Source organism: Burkholderia sp. JKS000303 (assembly GCF_002563755.1).
Lineage (GTDB): Bacteria > Pseudomonadota > Gammaproteobacteria > Burkholderiales > Burkholderiaceae > Burkholderia > Burkholderia anthina_B.
In genome coordinates this window covers 863432-879663 of record NZ_PDBZ01000002.1, presented here as the reverse complement: position 1 = coordinate 879663, position 16232 = coordinate 863432, and the positions used below count along the sequence as shown (strand labels likewise).

General features: G+C 63.9%; 20 protein-coding genes. 12 read left to right on the top strand and 8 right to left on the bottom strand.

Going from position 1 to position 16232, the window contains the following annotated elements; all coding sequences use genetic code 11:
• Positions 1–34 precede the first annotated feature (34 nt).
• From BX604_RS26020 to BX604_RS26005, 4 genes are read right to left on the bottom strand one after another with little or no spacing between them, the layout of a single operon-like run.
• Positions 35–256, bottom strand: a complete 222-nt coding sequence (locus tag BX604_RS26020; RefSeq protein ID WP_098553667.1) for a hypothetical protein — start codon at positions 254–256, stop codon at positions 35–37.
• Positions 257–304: 48 nt separating this feature from the next.
• Entirely contained in the window at positions 305–1117 is an 813-nt protein-coding gene (locus BX604_RS26015) for a fused MFS/spermidine synthase (RefSeq protein WP_098553666.1), read from the bottom strand.
• A 5-nt stretch (positions 1118–1122) separates the two neighbouring features.
• Positions 1123–1386, bottom strand: a complete 264-nt coding sequence (locus BX604_RS26010; protein ID WP_098553665.1) for an HPr family phosphocarrier protein — start codon at positions 1384–1386, stop codon at positions 1123–1125.
• A 36-nt stretch (positions 1387–1422) separates the two neighbouring features.
• Positions 1423–1869, bottom strand: coding sequence for a hypothetical protein (locus tag BX604_RS26005; protein WP_098553664.1), 447 nt, complete (start codon positions 1867–1869; stop codon positions 1423–1425).
• A 232-nt stretch (positions 1870–2101) separates the two neighbouring features.
• Between BX604_RS26005 and BX604_RS26000 the strand changes: the two genes are divergently transcribed.
• Positions 2102–2938, top strand: coding sequence for a fused MFS/spermidine synthase (locus BX604_RS26000; protein WP_098553663.1), 837 nt, complete (start codon positions 2102–2104; stop codon positions 2936–2938).
• Positions 2939–2950: 12 nt separating this feature from the next.
• Here BX604_RS26000 and BX604_RS25995 read toward each other — a convergent pair whose 3' ends face one another.
• From BX604_RS25995 to BX604_RS25985, 3 genes are all read right to left on the bottom strand, one after another.
• The gene (locus tag BX604_RS25995; RefSeq protein ID WP_096507023.1) at positions 2951–3148 is read right to left on the bottom strand and encodes a ribbon-helix-helix protein, CopG family; all 198 of its coding nucleotides are present in this window, start codon (positions 3146–3148) and stop codon (positions 2951–2953) included.
• Positions 3149–3260: 112 nt separating this feature from the next.
• Positions 3261–3524 carry an HPr family phosphocarrier protein gene (locus BX604_RS39120; RefSeq protein WP_179894882.1) on the bottom strand — a complete coding sequence of 88 codons (264 nt, stop codon included), beginning with the start codon at positions 3522–3524 and terminating at the stop codon, positions 3261–3263.
• A 40-nt stretch (positions 3525–3564) separates the two neighbouring features.
• A complete protein-coding gene (locus BX604_RS25985; protein ID WP_096507022.1) occupies positions 3565–4332 on the bottom strand; it encodes a YoaK family protein in 768 nt (255 codons plus the stop codon).
• Between the two features lie 245 nt (positions 4333–4577).
• Here BX604_RS25985 and hyfB point away from each other — a divergent pair, with 245 nt between their 5' ends.
• From hyfB to BX604_RS25940, 10 genes are all read left to right on the top strand, one after another.
• Positions 4578–6578, top strand: a complete 2001-nt coding sequence (gene hyfB, locus BX604_RS25980) for a hydrogenase 4 subunit B (RefSeq protein WP_098553662.1) — start codon at positions 4578–4580, stop codon at positions 6576–6578.
• Positions 6578–7528, top strand: coding sequence for a respiratory chain complex I subunit 1 family protein (locus BX604_RS25975; protein ID WP_096507020.1), 951 nt, complete (start codon positions 6578–6580; stop codon positions 7526–7528). Before hyfB ends, BX604_RS25975 begins: the two co-directional genes overlap by 1 nt.
• A complete protein-coding gene (locus tag BX604_RS25970) occupies positions 7529–8188 on the top strand; it encodes a formate hydrogenlyase (protein ID WP_098553661.1) in 660 nt (219 codons plus the stop codon).
• Complete coding sequence (locus BX604_RS25965) at positions 8181–9644, top strand: hydrogenase 4 subunit F (protein ID WP_098553660.1); 1464 nt, start codon at positions 8181–8183, stop codon at positions 9642–9644. Before BX604_RS25970 ends, BX604_RS25965 begins: the two co-directional genes overlap by 8 nt.
• Positions 9645–9647: 3 nt before the next feature.
• Positions 9648–11210, top strand: coding sequence for a hydrogenase large subunit (locus BX604_RS25960; RefSeq protein ID WP_098553659.1), 1563 nt, complete (start codon positions 9648–9650; stop codon positions 11208–11210).
• On the top strand, positions 11210–11725 hold the full coding sequence (locus tag BX604_RS25955; protein ID WP_098553658.1) for an NADH-quinone oxidoreductase subunit B family protein: 516 nt from the start codon (positions 11210–11212) through the stop codon (positions 11723–11725). Before BX604_RS25960 ends, BX604_RS25955 begins: the two co-directional genes overlap by 1 nt.
• A 128-nt stretch (positions 11726–11853) precedes the next feature.
• Positions 11854–12066: a twin transmembrane helix small protein gene (locus BX604_RS25950; protein WP_098553657.1), complete on the top strand. Its 213-nt coding sequence runs from the start codon at positions 11854–11856 to the stop codon at positions 12064–12066.
• Positions 12067–12186: 120 nt separating this feature from the next.
• The gene (locus BX604_RS25945) at positions 12187–12384 is read left to right on the top strand and encodes a DUF2970 domain-containing protein (RefSeq protein ID WP_098554053.1); all 198 of its coding nucleotides are present in this window, start codon (positions 12187–12189) and stop codon (positions 12382–12384) included.
• A 500-nt stretch (positions 12385–12884) separates the two neighbouring features.
• Positions 12885–13187: a hypothetical protein gene (locus BX604_RS38625; protein ID WP_143748115.1), complete on the top strand. Its 303-nt coding sequence runs from the start codon at positions 12885–12887 to the stop codon at positions 13185–13187.
• Between the two features lie 3 nt (positions 13188–13190).
• Positions 13191–13664, top strand: a complete 474-nt coding sequence (locus BX604_RS25940; RefSeq protein WP_098553656.1) for a hypothetical protein — start codon at positions 13191–13193, stop codon at positions 13662–13664.
• A gap of 509 nt (positions 13665–14173) precedes the next feature.
• On the opposite strand, the gene BX604_RS25935 is transcribed toward BX604_RS25940, so the two are convergent.
• The gene (locus BX604_RS25935; protein WP_098553655.1) at positions 14174–15127 is read right to left on the bottom strand and encodes an AraC family transcriptional regulator; all 954 of its coding nucleotides are present in this window, start codon (positions 15125–15127) and stop codon (positions 14174–14176) included.
• 137 nt (positions 15128–15264) lie between these two features.
• Here BX604_RS25935 and BX604_RS25930 point away from each other — a divergent pair, with 137 nt between their 5' ends.
• Entirely contained in the window at positions 15265–16230 is a 966-nt protein-coding gene (locus BX604_RS25930; RefSeq protein WP_098553654.1) for an SDR family NAD(P)-dependent oxidoreductase, read from the top strand.
• Positions 16231–16232: the final 2 nt, after the last annotated feature.

Below are 16232 nucleotides of genomic sequence, written 5' to 3'. Positions count from 1 at the left end.
CGACCGTGCGATTCTCGAGTGACGTCGGCAAAAATTATTTCCGGTTCTTCAGGAACGTCTGTCCGGCCGCCGTAATCGAAACGCTGCCGCGACCGTTCGTCGGATAGCGCACAAATCCGGCGCCGATGAGCTCCCGGGTGATGGACCAGCCAAGCGCGGGCGTATCGCGACCGTAGCGAATATCGGCCAGGCGCTCCAGCGCCCAGATCGCGGATGTCGAGATAGTCGGAACAGTCGAAGTTTCGTTTTCGCTCATGGCTTCTCCAAAAATTTGATTCTGATCAGGTGCGCTGTATGTCCGGACTCAAACGGCAAGACACGCACTCAGGCGCGTCCAGTCGTAACCGGCGCCGACCTCGATGCGTACGGCCGCCTCAACGAGGTCGATGCCGTGCTGTCCACGGTGTCGATCCGCACGTTCAATCAATGTTTCAAGCGACGGTAGCGGTGCGTCGTGCTTCCACGCGAAGGCGATCACGTTGCCTGCGCTGTCCTCGGCCGGTGCGAGTGCGACCGAATGACCGAACGTTTCATGAAGTCTCGCGAGACGATCGCCCAGGCGCGGATCGTCGCCCAGCAGATTGACGACAAGCACGCCGTCGTCGTTCAGGCGCGCGCGACAGGTGTCATGGAACGCAGCGCTGCAGAGTTCCGACGGCGTGCCATCCGCATTGAAACCATCCAGCAACAGTGCATCGAATGTGCGCGCGGTCGTCGACAAGTGCTGCGCCGCATCCGCGCAGATGATCGTCAGTCGTTCGTCATCGGGTGGAATGTGGAACCGGTCGCGAAGGGCAATCACATCCGGATTGATTTCGATTGCCGTGAGATGGGTGTCCGGCAGGTTCCGATAGCAATACTTCACCAACGAACCGCCGCCGAGCCCGATCAAGCCCACACGGGCGGGGTCCGGCTGAAGCAACAGGAAGCCCATCATCGTGCGCGTGTAACCGAGTGCGAGGGCATCCGGGGCCGCCCGCAGCATGGTGCTCTGCATGCCGCGGCCGTCGAAGCACAGCGAGACGAGGTGCTCGGTTTCCACGACGATCGGCTTGTCGGCGGCCTGGGCCGGGGACGCCGAGCGCAGGCCCAGGTACGGGAGATCGACAGGTGGCACGCGGGTCAGCCCTCCTGCAGCAAGGGCAAAAGCGCATGCAGCGCTGCCGCTTCGTCCGGACCGCTTGCGAGGACTTGCGCGGACGTGCCGCGCCGTACCTGCAGCGACGAGATGGCCATGCCATCCTTTGCATTCCCGTGGCGCCCGTTCGCGATCAGCAGGATGTCGCTGTCGAAACGGCGCGCCGTGTCCACGAGCTCATCGCGCACGGACGCTGCACCGTTCCGGCTCCATGCGGAACCTATTTCGAAATAGACGACGGTTGCCATGTTCCTCGCGTATGCCGTGAGATTGGATCGTGGTATTCAGTGGGACGGAGCGAGCTGGCAGGCCATCAGAAACGCCTGGAACTCAATTTCCCATGCCGCATTGCGCAGATCGATATCGAGGCCGGCGAGACGCTTCATTTCCTCGCCCAGATACACGATCCTCAGCAATCGAGGAGACACGCCCTGCGCGAAACAGCAGCCATCCACGTCGAGCAGCAGGCGCGGGTGGTGGCGGAATCGCGCACTGGCCACCGAGATCGGATCCATTACATGCCGGGCCGACTCCCTCGGATAAACGAAGACCAGATGGATACCGGCTGCCGCCAGTCGTTCACCCGCATCGTGGAAGCGGTGAACCATCTGGAAACCGCGCTCGCCGCCGCGCCCCACGCCCACCACGACAAGCCCCTGACTTCCAGCAACCTCCAGCAGGGATACGGGGCGCCGATCGGGCAACAGCAGCATCCCATCCATATCGAACATGTCGACTACCTCCGCAAATTCGCCCGCAATTCCGGCGAACGGCGGTTGGCAGGCATTATAAGTCGACGTTAAGGAAATGTGAATTGCATTATAATGTTGTGTGCGCTTGATCGGTAGTCGGTCCGTCCGCGAGCCGATGACGTGCCGCGTGCTCACCGATGGCGAACGCGATTGTCGTTGCGGTTCGCCACGGGGGATCCCACCCACTATTTGCTTACCTGGGCTATCGAGCATGGAGCAGGATCGAACCTCCTACGATGCGTTCGTCAAATTTCTGTCGACCCCGTTGAACGACGGGCGCCCGTATGTATTGGAGACGCAGCATGCACGCTCGCTGCACTTCGATCACCTGGCCACCCAAAGCTTCATGTCGCTGCGCACGCCGGACAAGCTTGCACTCGGCTACACGCGAACCATGATGGGATGTCTGCTGCTGTACCCGGCCGTGAGACACATCTGCATGATCGGGCTCGGCGGGGGCTCGCTGGCGAAATTCTGTTATCGGCATCTGCCCGACGTCGCCATCGACGCAGTCGAAATCGATCCGGAAGTCATCGCACTGCGCGACGTGTTCAGGATTCCCGCGGACGATGCCCGGTTCAAGGTGATCTGTGCGGATGGCGCGGAGTACGTGACCCGGGAGGACGTCCGCACGGATGTGATCCTCCTGGATGCCTTTGTCGCGGAAGGGATGCCGAGCCGGTGCGCGGATATCGCGTTCTTTACCGCCTGTCGCGAGCGGTTGAGCGATGCGGGGGTGCTCGCAATCAACCTCACGGACGACGATCTGTCGCTGCCCGTATACATCGAGCGGCTAAGCGCCGTGTTCGGTCTTTCGTATGCGGTGGTCCGATGCGAGGACGACAGCAATTTCGTCGCCTTTGCCTGGAAAGGGCCGCTTCGCCTGCCGTCCCGGCGAGTGCTGTTCGAGCGCGTGCTTGCGTTTGCTTTTGCCGGCGAACTCAAGCTCTCGTCGATCGCCCGGCGCCTGAAGGAAGGGGAGCGCCTGGACCCGAAACGATTGATCTGGCGTGCGCAGGGACACGCGCACTGGGAAATCGGCGTCTGAACTGCCTCGAGCTCAGGCCGCGCTGCGCTTCACCCGCTTGCTGAGCGGGCTTTTTGTCTTGTAGTTCACGCCGTGCTGATCGAGATATTCGCGAATCAACTGCCGCACGACTTGCGACGGCGTCAGATCCTGAGCCGCGCAGAGCATGTCGAACGCGGCTTTCTTGGCGGGATCGATCAGGATGGTCAAGCGTGCGGTTTTCGTTTCCATTGCGGGGAAGAGTCGGCAAATATGCTAATCGAATTGTAATGCATTGGCCCTTGGCGTGCGGTACCGGAAGGCGTGCGGCGCGCGCGTGTCGATCGGGCTCGGCGGCCGCGCCTCAAGCAGGGTCCGCCGCCGACAGGACGTTGACCAACGCGCGAACGACCTCGCTCGCGTCGGCACCGATTGCCGTGACATGAACCAGGGCGCCGGAGGGGACACACAAGGTCATCACGGACATCACGTCCTTGGCGTTGGCCGTTCTGCCTTGCGACGTGCAGGCGACCTCGCTTGCGTAGCGCGACGCCGTCGCCGCAACAAGGGCGGAGCGGTGCCCGTTCAGACCCAGGCGTCCGCCGACATGAACTTGCTCTTCGACCATGCGTTCTCCGAAGTTGGGTTGCGTTTCGCGTTGTGCTGACTCATGACCTGCGGTCAAGCCGATAGAGATATTCAAGCACGTCGTCCACAATGGGCACGATCGCCAGCGTGACGAGCGCCGCGGCGAGCGGCACGGTCGATACGTAGCCAACATGCTTGAAGCCGATTGCGCCGGCCAGGCCGCCGACGAAGAACGACGTCAGCATCGTTCCGTGAATCCTGAGCTTCGCGCGGTTGGCGATCACCGCCTGCGCGTGCACATCGGCATGCGAGCGATTCCAGTAAAAGAGCTTGCCCAGCTCGATGCCGAGGTCCGTCACGATGCCCGTCATGTGCGTCGTGCGGATTTCCGCCCCTGACAGCTTCGTGATCATCGCGTTCTGCAGCCCCATGATGAAGCACAGCAGGATCACCGTGACCGGCATGAAGAACGCTTCCCAGAGCGCGAGGTGGCTGCCGAGCAGCCCGAACAACAGCAGCAGCGCGGCTTCGACCAGCAGCGGCAGCACATACTGACTCTGCAGGCTGCGGCGACGCCCCCAGTTGACGAGCACCGCCGAGCAGCCGGCGCCGACCAGAAACGACGCCAGCGAGCCGATGCCGGCCAGCACGAGCCGGACGTCGCCGAGCGCCGCCTGATCCGCGATCGTCGACACGACCCCGCTCATGTGCGACGTGTACTGCCTGACCGCAAGAAAACCGCCGGCATTGGCGGCGCCGGCGATAAAGGCAAGCGAAAACCCGAGCTGGCGGTTCGCGGCCGCACTGCGGTGTTTTCCCGTCAGGCTTCGGAAGTACTGCGCTGGCATAGGATCTTTCCTCAGTCGCCAGGGTCGGGGCAATGGCGCCCTGAACGGAGCCCGGAGCGCCGCGACCCATCGCCGCGGCCATGCGCATCCATCCGGGGAGGCATGAGGTTTATATGATAACGGCATTATCATACCTTGTTATCCAGATTTGATTTTCGGTGTCATAATGCGGACAGGAATACGTCGCGGGAGCCGCGGCCATTCCAACCACCTCGTCCAACCCGAGCGTACTGGAGACATTCCGGATGGCATCCGTGCCGGTCGTCCATTTCGTCCTGCTGGCCGTGGCCGCGTGGCTCGCGGTCGGTACGCTGGGGCTCGGGGTCTTGCATCGCACGCGACTGGTGGCCCACGGCCTGTTTCCGCTCGGCGCACTGGCCGGGTTGCTCGTCGGCGCGGCGGGCCTCGCCGGCATCTTTGCCGAGCCCTCTTCGGCGGTGCTGCCGATCGGGCTTCCCGGCTTGCCCTTTCATCTGCGTCTCGACCGCCTGTCCGGCTATTTCCTGTTCGTGCTCGGCCTCGTCAGCACGGGGATCGGCGCCTTTTCGGCCGGCTATTTCCGCAAGGGCGAAGGGGCCGCGCCCGGGCTGATCTGCTTCGAATACCATGTCTGCGTCGCGAGCATCGCACTGGTGCTCATCGCCGACGATGCGTACGTGTTCATGGTCGCCTGGGAGACACTGACGCTGTCCGCGACGTTTCTCGTGATGACCAACCACCGGATCGGCGAAATCCGCCGGGCGGGTTATCTGTATTTCCTGATCTCGCACGTCGGCGCGCTCGCGCTGCTGCTTTGCTTCGGCATTCTGCAGGCGCGCACCGGCGACTACACCTTCGCCAACCTGCGCGCGCAGTCGCTGGATTCGCTCCCCGCGTCGTTCGCGTTCCTGTTCGCGCTCGTCGGGTTCGGCGCGAAGGCCGGGATCTTCCCGCTGCATGTGTGGCTGCCGGAGGCCCATCCCGCGGCACCGTCGCCGGTCTCGGCGCTCCTCAGCGGCTTCGTGCTGAAAGTCGGTCTGTACGGCCTGCTGCGCGTCCTGTTCGACCTGTTGCACGTGCAGATGGCGTGGTGGGGCGTGCTGCTGCTCGTGCTCGGCATCGGCACCGCGCTGCTCGGCGTGGTGTTCAGCACCATCCAGGTCGACATGAAGCGCCTGCTCGCCTATTCGTCGATCGACAACGTCGGCCTGATGATCGTCGCGCTCGGTCTCGCGGTGCTGTTTCGCGCGTACGGGATGACGAGCCTGTCCGCGCTCGCCCTGACCGCGATGCTCTATCAGATCGTCGCGCATGCGGCGTTCAAGAGCCTGCTGTTCCTGGGCACGGGCGCCGTGCTCCACGCCACGGGCGAGCGCAACCTCGGCAAGCTCGGCGGACTGATTCGCTTTATGCCGTGGACCGCATGGGCGGTACTCGCGGGCGTCGCGGCGAGCGCGGGCCTGCCGCCGCTCAGCGGTTTCGTGGCCGAGTGGCTGCTGCTGCAGGGTTTTCTGTTCGCGCCGCAGTTGCCCGATTCGGTGCTCGCCATGACGGTGCCGATCGCCGCCGCACTGGTCGCCATGTCGGCCGCGCTGGCCGGCTACACGATGGTCAAGTTCTTCGGCATCGTGTTCCTCGGGCAACCGAGAGAAGCGAAGCTGAACCGCGCCCGCGACGCGAACACGTGGGAACGGCTCGCGTTCTGCTGGTTCGCGGCCGCCAGCGTGCTGCTCGGGCTGATGCCCGCGCAATTCGTCAAGCTGCTGGATCGCGTCACGCACACGCTGGTCGGGGCCGGCGTCGGCGCGGCCAATCATGGCTGGCTGCTGTTCGCGCCCGTATCGGCCGCTCGGGCCAGCTACATGCCCGCCGCGTTCATGCTGTTCTTCATCGCTTGCTGCGGGCTCGCGTGGCTGCTGGTGCGGCGTTTTTATCACGGCCGGTTGCGCCGCGCGGCTCCTTGGGGCTGCGGCTTCCCGTTCACGACCGCGCGCATGCAGGATACGGCGGAAGGCTTCGGGCAGCCGATCCGCGAAATCTTCGCGCCGCTGCTGCGCATCGAGCGGCAACTGCCGTCACCATTCGACGCACAGCCGGCCTACCGGGTGTCGGTGACCGATCGCACCTGGTCCGCACTCTACGCGCGCATCGCGGCACTGACGCAACGCGCCGCCGACTGGGCTGGCCGCCTGCAGACAGGCAAGATCGCGGTTTACCTGACATACAGTTTCGTTGTGCTGATCGTACTTCTGATGTTGGTGAGATGATGGTAACCCTGTCCGGCGTCATCTCGCAGACCCTCGAAATCGTGATAGCGATCGCGGCCGCGCCGTTGCTCACGGGCTGGGTCAACCAATGCCGCGCGTGGCTTCAGAACCGGCGTGCGCCGTCCATCTGGCAACCCTACCGGATGCTTCACAAGCTGTTCAACAAGGAATCGGTGATCGCGCACGGCGCGAGCCCCGTGTTTCGCGGCGCGCCCTATGTCGTCTGGGCCGCCATGACGCTCGCGTGCGCGATCGTGCCGACGCTGTCGACCGAGTTGCCGCTGTCGCCCGCCGCCGATGCGATCGCGCTCGTCGGCCTGTTTGCGCTCGCGCGCGTCACGCTGTCGCTCGCGGCGATGGACGCCGGCACGGCGTTCGGCACGCTCGGCGCCCGCCGCGAAATGCTGATCGGTTTCCTCGCGGAGCCGGCCCTGCTGATGGTGCTCCTGTCGGCCTCGCTGATTACGCAGTCGACGCTGCTGACGAGCATCGTCGCGACGCTCGGCCGCGGCGAGCTCACGATCTATCCGAGCCTGGCGTTCGCCGGCATCGCGTTCACGCTGGTCGCGCTGGCCGAAAATGCGCGGCTGCCGGTCGACAATCCGACCACGCACCTCGAGCTCACGATGATCCACGAGGCGCTGATCCTCGAATATTCGGGACGGCATCTTGCGTTGATGGAGTGGGCGGCAAGCCTCAAGCTGTTCGCGTATTCGTGCATCGGTCTCGCGCTGTTCGTGCCCTGGGGCATCGCGAATGCGGGCGATCCGGTGGCGCTGCTGCTGGCGGTGCCGGTGCTCTTCCTCAAACTGACGGCGGGCGGTGTCGCGCTCGCCGTGGTCGAAACGGCCAATGCGAAGATGCGCCTCTTCAGGGTGCCGGAATTCCTGGCGACCGCCTTCCTGCTGGCCGTGATCGGCATGCTCGTTCACCTGCTGCTGGGGGCATGAATGCACGGCTACGCGACGCAACTGATCAACTTTCTCGCGGCCGTGCTGCTGATGCTGTCGTTCGCGATGCTGAGCCAGCGCAGGATCCTGTCGCTGATCCATCTCTATACGCTACAGGGCGTCGCGCTCGTGTCGGCGAACCTGATCCTCGGCTTCGTCACGGACGACGTGCACCTGTATGTGTCCGCCGGGCTGACGCTCGTGCTGAAGGTCGGCGTGATCCCGTGGTTCCTGTATCGGCTCGTTCGCAGGCTCGACGTCACGACCGACGTCGAGCCGCTCATCAATATTCCGACCACGCTGCTGATCGGCATCGTCCTCGTGATCATCGCGTTCAATGTCGCCGCGCCGATCAGCCAGCTCGCGACCTCGGTCGCACGCGGCACGCTCGGCATTGCGCTTGCGTGCGTGCTGCTGTCGTTCATGACGATGATCACGCGCGCCAAGGCCATTCCGCAGGTGATCGGCTTTCTGTCGATGGAGAACGGGTTGTTCTTCGCGGCGGCGGCCGCGACCAACGGCATGCCGATGATCGTCGAACTCGGCATCGGGCTCGACGTGCTGATCGGCATCCTGATCCTCGGCGTCTTCATGTTCCAGATTCGCGAGCAGTTCGACAGCCTGGACATCCATCACCTCGAGAAACTCAAAGATGAATGACGCCGACGTCGTGCTCACCGTGCTGGGCCTGCCGCTCGCGGGCGCGGCAGGCCTTGCCTGCGTACGACCGAGCCGGGTCGCGCGCCATCTGAATGTAGGGTTCAGCTTCCTGACGCTCGCGGCAACGCTGGTGCTTGCCGCGCGCACCGTCGAGCACGGGCCGTCGTTCGCATTCGGGCGGGCGTTTTTCGTCGATCCGCTCAATGTCTATCTCGTTGCGCTCACGGCGTTCGTCGGCTGGACGACATCGCTGTTTTCCCGACCCTACATGCAGATCGAGGAAGCCCGCGGCCGGATGACGACCGCGCGGATGCGGCTCTATCACAGCATGTATCAGCTCTTCATGTTCGCGATGCTGCTCGCGCTGCTGACCGACAACGTCGGCGTGCTGTGGGTTGCCATGGAAGCCGCCACGCTCGCCACCGTGTTGCTCGTCAGCGTCTACCGTACCGCCGCGAGCCTCGAAGCCGCATGGAAGTACTTCATCCTGTGCGGCGTGGGGATCGCCCAGGCACTGTTCGGCACGATCCTGCTGTACCTTGCCGCGAGCCGGCAACTGACCGACGGCGATGCGTTGCTGTGGACGAGCCTGGCCGCCGTCAGGACGCAACTCGACCCGACGATCGTGTCGATCGCCTTCGTGTTCCTGCTGGTCGGCTACGGGACCAAGGTCGGCCTCGTGCCGATGCATAGCTGGCTGCCGGACGCGCATGCCGAAGGTCCGACGCCGATTTCGGCGGTGCTGTCCGGCCTGCTGCTGAACGTCGCGCTGTATGCGGTGCTGCGCTGCAAGGTGCTGGCCGACGGCGCGCTCGGCAATGGCCTGCCGGGGCGGTTGCTGGTCGGGTTCGGGCTCGTGTCGGTTTTGATCGCGTCGTTCTCGCTGTTCCGGCAGAAGGACGTGAAGCGCCTGTTCTCGTACTCGTCGATCGAACATATGGGCTTGATGACGTTCGCGTTCGGGCTCGGCGGCCCGATCGCGACGTTCGCCGGGCTGCTGCACATGACGGTCCATTCCCTCGTCAAGTCGGCGATCTTCTTCGCGGTCGGCCATGCCGCGCAGAAGGCCGGCACGCAGGCGATCGACGGTATTCGCGGGCTGCTGCAGGTCAGCCCGGCGGTCGGCTGGGCGATGATGCTCGGCGCGCTTGCGATTCTCGGCCTGCCGCCGTTCGGCGTGTTCGCGAGCGAATTCCTGATCCTGACGACGGCCATGAACACGCTCCCGTGGACCGCGCCGTTGCTGCTGCTCGGGCTCGCCGTCGCGTTCGCGGCGATCTTCGCGCGCGTGCAGCGGATGGTGTTCGGCGAAACGACGACGGCGACGCCGCTCGAACACCGGCCGGCACTGCTGCCGGTGTTCGTGCATCTCGGACTCGGCCTGATGCTGGGGCTGTACGTGCCGCCTTATCTGGCGATGTGGTACCGCCAGGCTGCGACGATGCTGGCGGGGTAAGCGATGCGACTCGACTTGATTCAGGCGGACGGCTCGATTCGCCTCCGGCACGAGACAGGCCAGGTTCCGGCTGCGGTGGTCGACGTCGACGAACCGCGATGGCTCGAGATCGCACAGGCCGCGCGGATGGAGCAAAGCCGGCTCGTTGCGATGTGGGGCGGCGAAACGCCGGGGCGCGTGTTGTCGGTCAACGCGGCATACGAATGCGACGACGGCCTCCTGTGGGTCCGTCTCGCGACAGGGCAGCAACCGCAGGCCGACGGCGACTATCCCGATCTCGCGGGCATGTTTCCCGCCGCCGCACGCATGCAGCGCGCGATTTTCGACCTGACCGGCCTGCGCGAGCGCGATGCGCGTGACACGCGCCCGTGGCTCAATCACGGCAACTGGCCCGGCGACTATTTCCCACTGCGCAAGCAGGCCACCGGAATCGAGCGATTCGAATCGAGCGAAGCGGATTATCCGTTCGTGCAGGTTGCCGGCGACGGTGTGCACGAAATCGCGGTCGGACCGATTCACGCCGGCACCATCGAGCCGGGCCATTTCCGGTTCTCGGTCGTCGGCGAGAAGGTGCTGCGACTCGAGGAACGGCTTGGCTATACGCATCGCGGCGTCGAACGACTGTTCGAACGGACGGCCGCATCGAACGGGCATCGCGTGGCGGGCCGGATCGCCGGCGACTCGACCGTCGCGTTCTCGTGGGCCTATTGCATGGCGCTCGAGCAGGCATGCGGCACGGCCGTGCCGGCGCGTGCACTGGCGCTGCGCGCACTCCTGCTCGAGCGCGAGCGCATCGCCAATCACCTCGGCGACCTGGGCGCGCTCGGCAACGATGCCGGATTCGCGTTCGGTCTCGCGCAGTTCTCGCGGCTCAAGGAGAACTGGATACGGACCAACGGCGGGATCTTCGGGCATCGATACCTGATGGACCGGATTGTGCCGGGCGGGCTGGCTGTCGACATTCATCCCGAGGACGCGGCGGTCCTCGCCGAACAGTGCGAACGCATCGCACGCGAAGTGCACGTGATGCGGAAGATCTACGAAGACCAGTCCGGGCTGCAGGACCGGTTTCTCGGCACCGGTCGACTGACTGCCGACGTCGTCGCGCATTTCGGCGTGCGCGGCATGGCCGCCCGCGCCAGCGGCCAGACCTTCGACGTGCGCGCGAACCTGCGGCCGGCCCCTTACCACGACTTGGCCGTGAAGGCGGCAAGCGATGCGCGCGGCGACGTCGCCGCGCGGGTCACCGTGCGGTTTGCCGAAATCGACGAATCGCTGCGTCTGATCGGCGCACTGCTGGCGACGCTTCCGGACGGGCCGATCGTCACCGGCGTCGCGCCCGCGGCGGCGCCATCCAGCGGCGTCGGCTGGGTGGAGGGCTGGCGCGGTGACATATTCGTCGCGCTCGAGACGGCAGCGGGCGATGCCATCGCCCGCTGCCATTGCCACGATCCGTCCTGGCAGAACTGGCCGGCGCTCGAGCATGCGATCATCGGCAACATCGTTCCCGATTTCCCGCTGATCAACAAATCGTTCAACCTGAACTACGCGGGGCACGACCTCTGATGTGGCAACTCATCCGTCAATTCGCGCGCACCGAATTTCCCGATGAACCCGTGCCGGCCACGGAAGCCGCCTGGCGACACGAGGTGCAGCAGATTCGTCAGGACATTCTCGACCTCCTCGGGCGCGCATTGTGCATCCGGCAGATCGACGCGGGTTCGTGCAACGGTTGCGAACTGGAGATCCACGCGCTGAACAACCCGTACTACAACATCGAAGGGCTCGGGATCAAATTCGTCGCCAGCCCGCGCCATGCGGACCTGCTGCTCGTGACCGGCCCCGTCACGCTGAACATGAAGGCGGCCTTGCTTGCCGCGTACGACGCGACGCCGGCGCCGAAGCTGGTCGTCGCGGCCGGCGAGTGCGCGTGCACGGGCGGCGTCTTTGCCGACAGCTATGCGGTGTGCGGCCCCGTTTCGTCGGTCCTGCCCGTCGATGTGACCATTCCCGGATGCCCGCCCCCGCCGGTCGATTTGCTGCGCGGCATTTTGACGGCGTGCCGATCGCGCGGAGATTAAAGCGGACGCCCGTGGCAATCCTTCAGCGGCGAGATCTCGTTAGCTCCTGCGGTGAGCACGAGCGGCATCGGGTGTCGGCGACGTTGCTGCCGAGCGGCAAAAGCCGGCTGCATTGATTCAAACTGAAAATGAAGACGTTTCTGGTTGCTGTCGCATTCGTTTTGATTATTGGCAGCTTGATTTCCGCGCTGTACTTCATGAATCACGACCGGGGCACAACCAAGCGCATGGCACGGTCGCTTGCGGCTCGCGTCGGATTGTCGATCACGTTGTTTCTGGCGCTGCTTATTGCGTATCGGCTGGGCTGGATCAAACCAACCGGTCTTCCTATCGGACGATAAGGCGCGCGGCCCCCGACGAAGCATGAGCGAACGAGTCGCGTCGTAAGAACAGCGGGATTCTCGCGCGCTTCGCGCCGCGCGATATCCCGCATTATTTTTATTCAGGTGAAGGAGAACTATATGGCTGAAACAGGTAAAGATCAGATTGTTCGTGCGTTCCGCGCGGTCTTTCTGGCGTTTCTCGGGGTCAACAAACGAAAAAATCTCGAGGCGGATGCGACGCAACTCAATCCCTTCGCCGTGATCGTTGCCGCACTCGTTGCAGTCGCTATTTTTATCGTGTTGCTGCTGTTCGTTGTGCATCTGGTCGTGGGTTGACCGTTGGCGCCGGCGCCGACCGGCCTTGTAGCACACCCGTTCAGAGGGGGGCCGCGGTATTTGCGTCTGATCGGGTTTGGGTGATAAATCGTGGCGTTGTGATAAGAATACTTATCCTGACGACTGCCTCGACGGTAACTTATTCTGACACCGGCGACGACGTCTGTTACCCGCTCTTCGAGCAGGCAGGTGCTGTCCCACAGGACTCTTCCTGCACGCTCTGGGCGTCAACAGCGAACGTTGGCCTGTCGAGCCGTTTCTGTACCTCCGACCCTAGCTATGCGACGCGCTATTGCGGCGATGCCTGCTATGCGAACGTCGTCGCTCTTGATCAGTTGTCTCAGCCCGCTGGTGCGCCGGAGAACGGCTTCATTGTCAATCAAACCTGCATCGCTAAGACCTCCTGCCTTTCCAAAACGAACCTCGACAACCGCGCTTGGCTCGACACAGTCGTGACTCGGTTTGTGACGCCCTTTACATCGAAGTCCGGCGACTGAAACATGGTCATCGCGTCATGCGACAATTTTCCCTCCACCATCGCCTATGTGAAGCAGAAGGTCTGTGAAGCGCGAATGGCCAGATACCATATCTCGCGTGATCTACAGTCGGCGCTCAACACTACGGGATGCGGTACGGTCAACGATTGGAACCGGATCGGATCCATCATCTCCACCCGTGTGGGCCAGGCAAATAACGTGGTGGCGGGTGCCTTCGCGTCGGGAATGGTTCAATATCTCCGCAACAACGTGCGCTCCCAGTGCGTCGACTACCGACAATCTCACAACCTTCCTGTAGAGGGGTAAAGCATGAACTTTGCAAAGACCTTCACACTGCCTCTTGTCGCGGTTCTCGCTGCGCTTGCGAATGTAGACGCCATGGCTCAGGACGCGCCGAATGCTGTCTTGGAGGTGAGTGTGAACGGGACTGTCTACAAAGGCGAGGCTGAATACGAAGCGACTGGAACGCCCGATCAAGCGGCGGCAGAAGCGTTCCTTAAGCAGAACTCCATTCACCTGCTGCCCGGCGGTAACGCCCAGTTGAAAGTCGCACTCGTTGGCACGGATGGGTCCAGGACCGATGTAACCACTGACGCCGACACGCACTACACGGCCGTCACGGACTGGAACCTCGATGTGTCTGCCAATGGGGTCCTCACACAGAGAGCTAATCCGAACTATTCTTCGGCTGATGCGAAAGGTTCAAAAGATGGACAGATAGCTATCTGGTACAAGAAGGGCACTACCTTCGGTTACAACGCAATCGAAGTAATTATTGACTAGCGTTTTAGTGGCATCACTCTTGGGTCGGGTTTCCATGCAACTCAACAGACTGCGAGTCGCGCATTTACTTTGGCAGAGGTGACCTCGCTCGTCCGGACAGTTTTCGGAGATTTTTAAGTGGAACGTCCGGGGCGAGCATGCCGCCGATTTAATCGCTGGCAGCGTCGCGAAGTATGCGTCATCCGGCGCGCGATCCGCCAGGATCGAATAAGTTATCCTAACCGAGACTTGATCTGACAGACGCGTCAACTAAGCGGTTTGTCCGATAGGGTCGGCTGTCGGCATGATCCGATCCAGTTGCCCGTCGCGCGCCAATGGTGTGCTTTCTACGAACGTTTGCATTGGCGTCTTACCGTAGCAGTATTTTCCCGAGTGCGTGTGCTCGGTGTTGAAGTTCGTTAATTTTTCTACTAGGTACGCTAATTGTTTTTATCCTGATGCTGGTGATGCGAATGAATGCAATCGAGAAAACGCACGATCCGTCGTGCAACCGAACCCCGGAATGAACGTCAGCCAGCCCCGTCGTCGACCGCGTCGCGCGGCTGACCGTTCTGCGCGCCGGTCTTTTCATGGCGATAGGCGCTTGGCGAGCAGCCCACGATGCGCTTGAACGCGTGGCCGAACGCGCTATCCGAGTCGTAGCCGAGCATTTGCGCCACCGCCGATATGGAGGCGTTCGAGCGTCGCAGTTCCCGCATCGCGAGCTGGATCCGCCAGCGCAGCACGTATTCGAGCGGCCCGAACCCTAGCCGCCGCTTGAAATGCAGCGCGAACGTCGAACGCGAGACGTGGCAGCAGGCTGCGAGCTCGTCGACGGTCCAGCGGCGTGCCGGGGCCGCGTGGATCGCGGCAAGCGCGGCGCTTACGCGGGCATCCGCGAAGCCGGCGAGCCACCCGACATCGCGACTGGCGCCGCTGTCGACGTAGTGCCGCAGTATCTGCACGAGCATCATGTGCCCGAGATGGCGGACCATCAACGCTGCACCCGGCGACGATGCACCGAATTCCCGAGCGAGCTGCTGCAGCGCCCAGCGCAGCACCGCCGCCTGGTCGGATTCGCCGTTCACGATGACCACGGGCGGCAGGCTGCCGAGCAGCAGTGGCATGCCCTCGTGGTACGAGAACCGGCCGCCGATCAGAAAGCAATCGGCCGGTTCGCCATAGTGGGCGATGCCGCGTTCGACATTGCGGTACACGTCGGCGACGGTGAGCGGCGCCACCGACGGATCGCTCGCGAGCGTGAATGCCCGCGGCGACGCGAGCAGGAAGCAGTCTCCCGTTCGCAGCCGCACGGGCGGCCCCGCGCCGTCGACGGTCAGCCAGCAGCTTCCTTCGACGACCGCGTTGAACTTGATGCCTTCGGGCGGCGGAAGGTCGACTGCCCACTCGCCGCCGGCGCGCAGGCCGGTGAAATACGCGTCGCGGGTTGTCAGCAGCGAGAGCACTTCGGATAGCGGATCCACGCACGGCCCCGGACGATCTCGACGAAAAACCGGATTCTATTGCATTTACTGTCCGGGTGCTGGTCCGCAGAATGGTCCGTACAGCGACGCAGCCGACGGGCGGCCGCGTGCTTGACCCAGTGTGCGTGGAGGCTTCAATGACGAGCAGGCAGCACCCCCTTCAATCCGGATTCGATGCCGCGTCGACGGCGAGCGATGTGCTCGGCGGACTCGATCTCCGTGGCAAAACGGCCATCGTCACGGGCGGCCATTCGGGGCTCGGCCTCGAGACGACGCGTGCACTGGCACAGGCCGGCGCGCACGTCGTGGTCGGCGCCCGGCGCGCCGATACCGCGCGTGACGCAGTGCGCGGCGTCGCCGGCGTCGAAGTCGCAGAACTCGACCTCGCCGATCTCGCGAGTGTGGCCGTATTCGCCGCCCGGTTCGTCGATGCGCGGCGCGACGTGCACATCGTGGTCAACAGCGCGGGCATCATGGCCTGTCCGGAGACGCGCGTAGGCCAGGGGTGGGAGTCGCAGTTCGCCGTCAATCACCTCGGTCACCATGCGCTCGTCAACCGGCTGTGGCCGGCGCTCGCGCATGGTCACGGCGCGCGCGTGGTCGCGGTGTCGTCGCTCGGACACCGGCTGTCGCCCATCCGCTGGGACGATCTCCAGTTCGCCCGCGGGTACGACAAATGGCTCGCGTACGGGCAGTCGAAGACCGCGAACGCGTTGTTCGCGGTGCAGCTCGACGCGCTCGGCGCGTCCAGCGGCGTGAGGGCCTATTCGTTGCACCCCGGCAAGATCGCGACGCCGCTACAGCGTCACCTGACACGCGAAGAGATGATGGCGCAGGGGTGGGTGGACGAGCACGGGATGCCCGTCGACCCGACTTTCAAGACGCCGGCGCAGGGCGCGGCGACCCAGGTATGGGCTGCAACGTCGCCGCGTCTCGCCGATATCGGCGGGGTGTACTGCGAGGACTGCGATATCGCGGTCGTCACGCAAGGTGACGAGGAAGCCGGTGTGCGGCCGCACGCGATCGATGCCGAGGATGCGGCGCGCCTATGGGCGCGGTCGGCGGCACTGACGGGAGTCGATGCGTTTGCGGATCGCCGCTGACG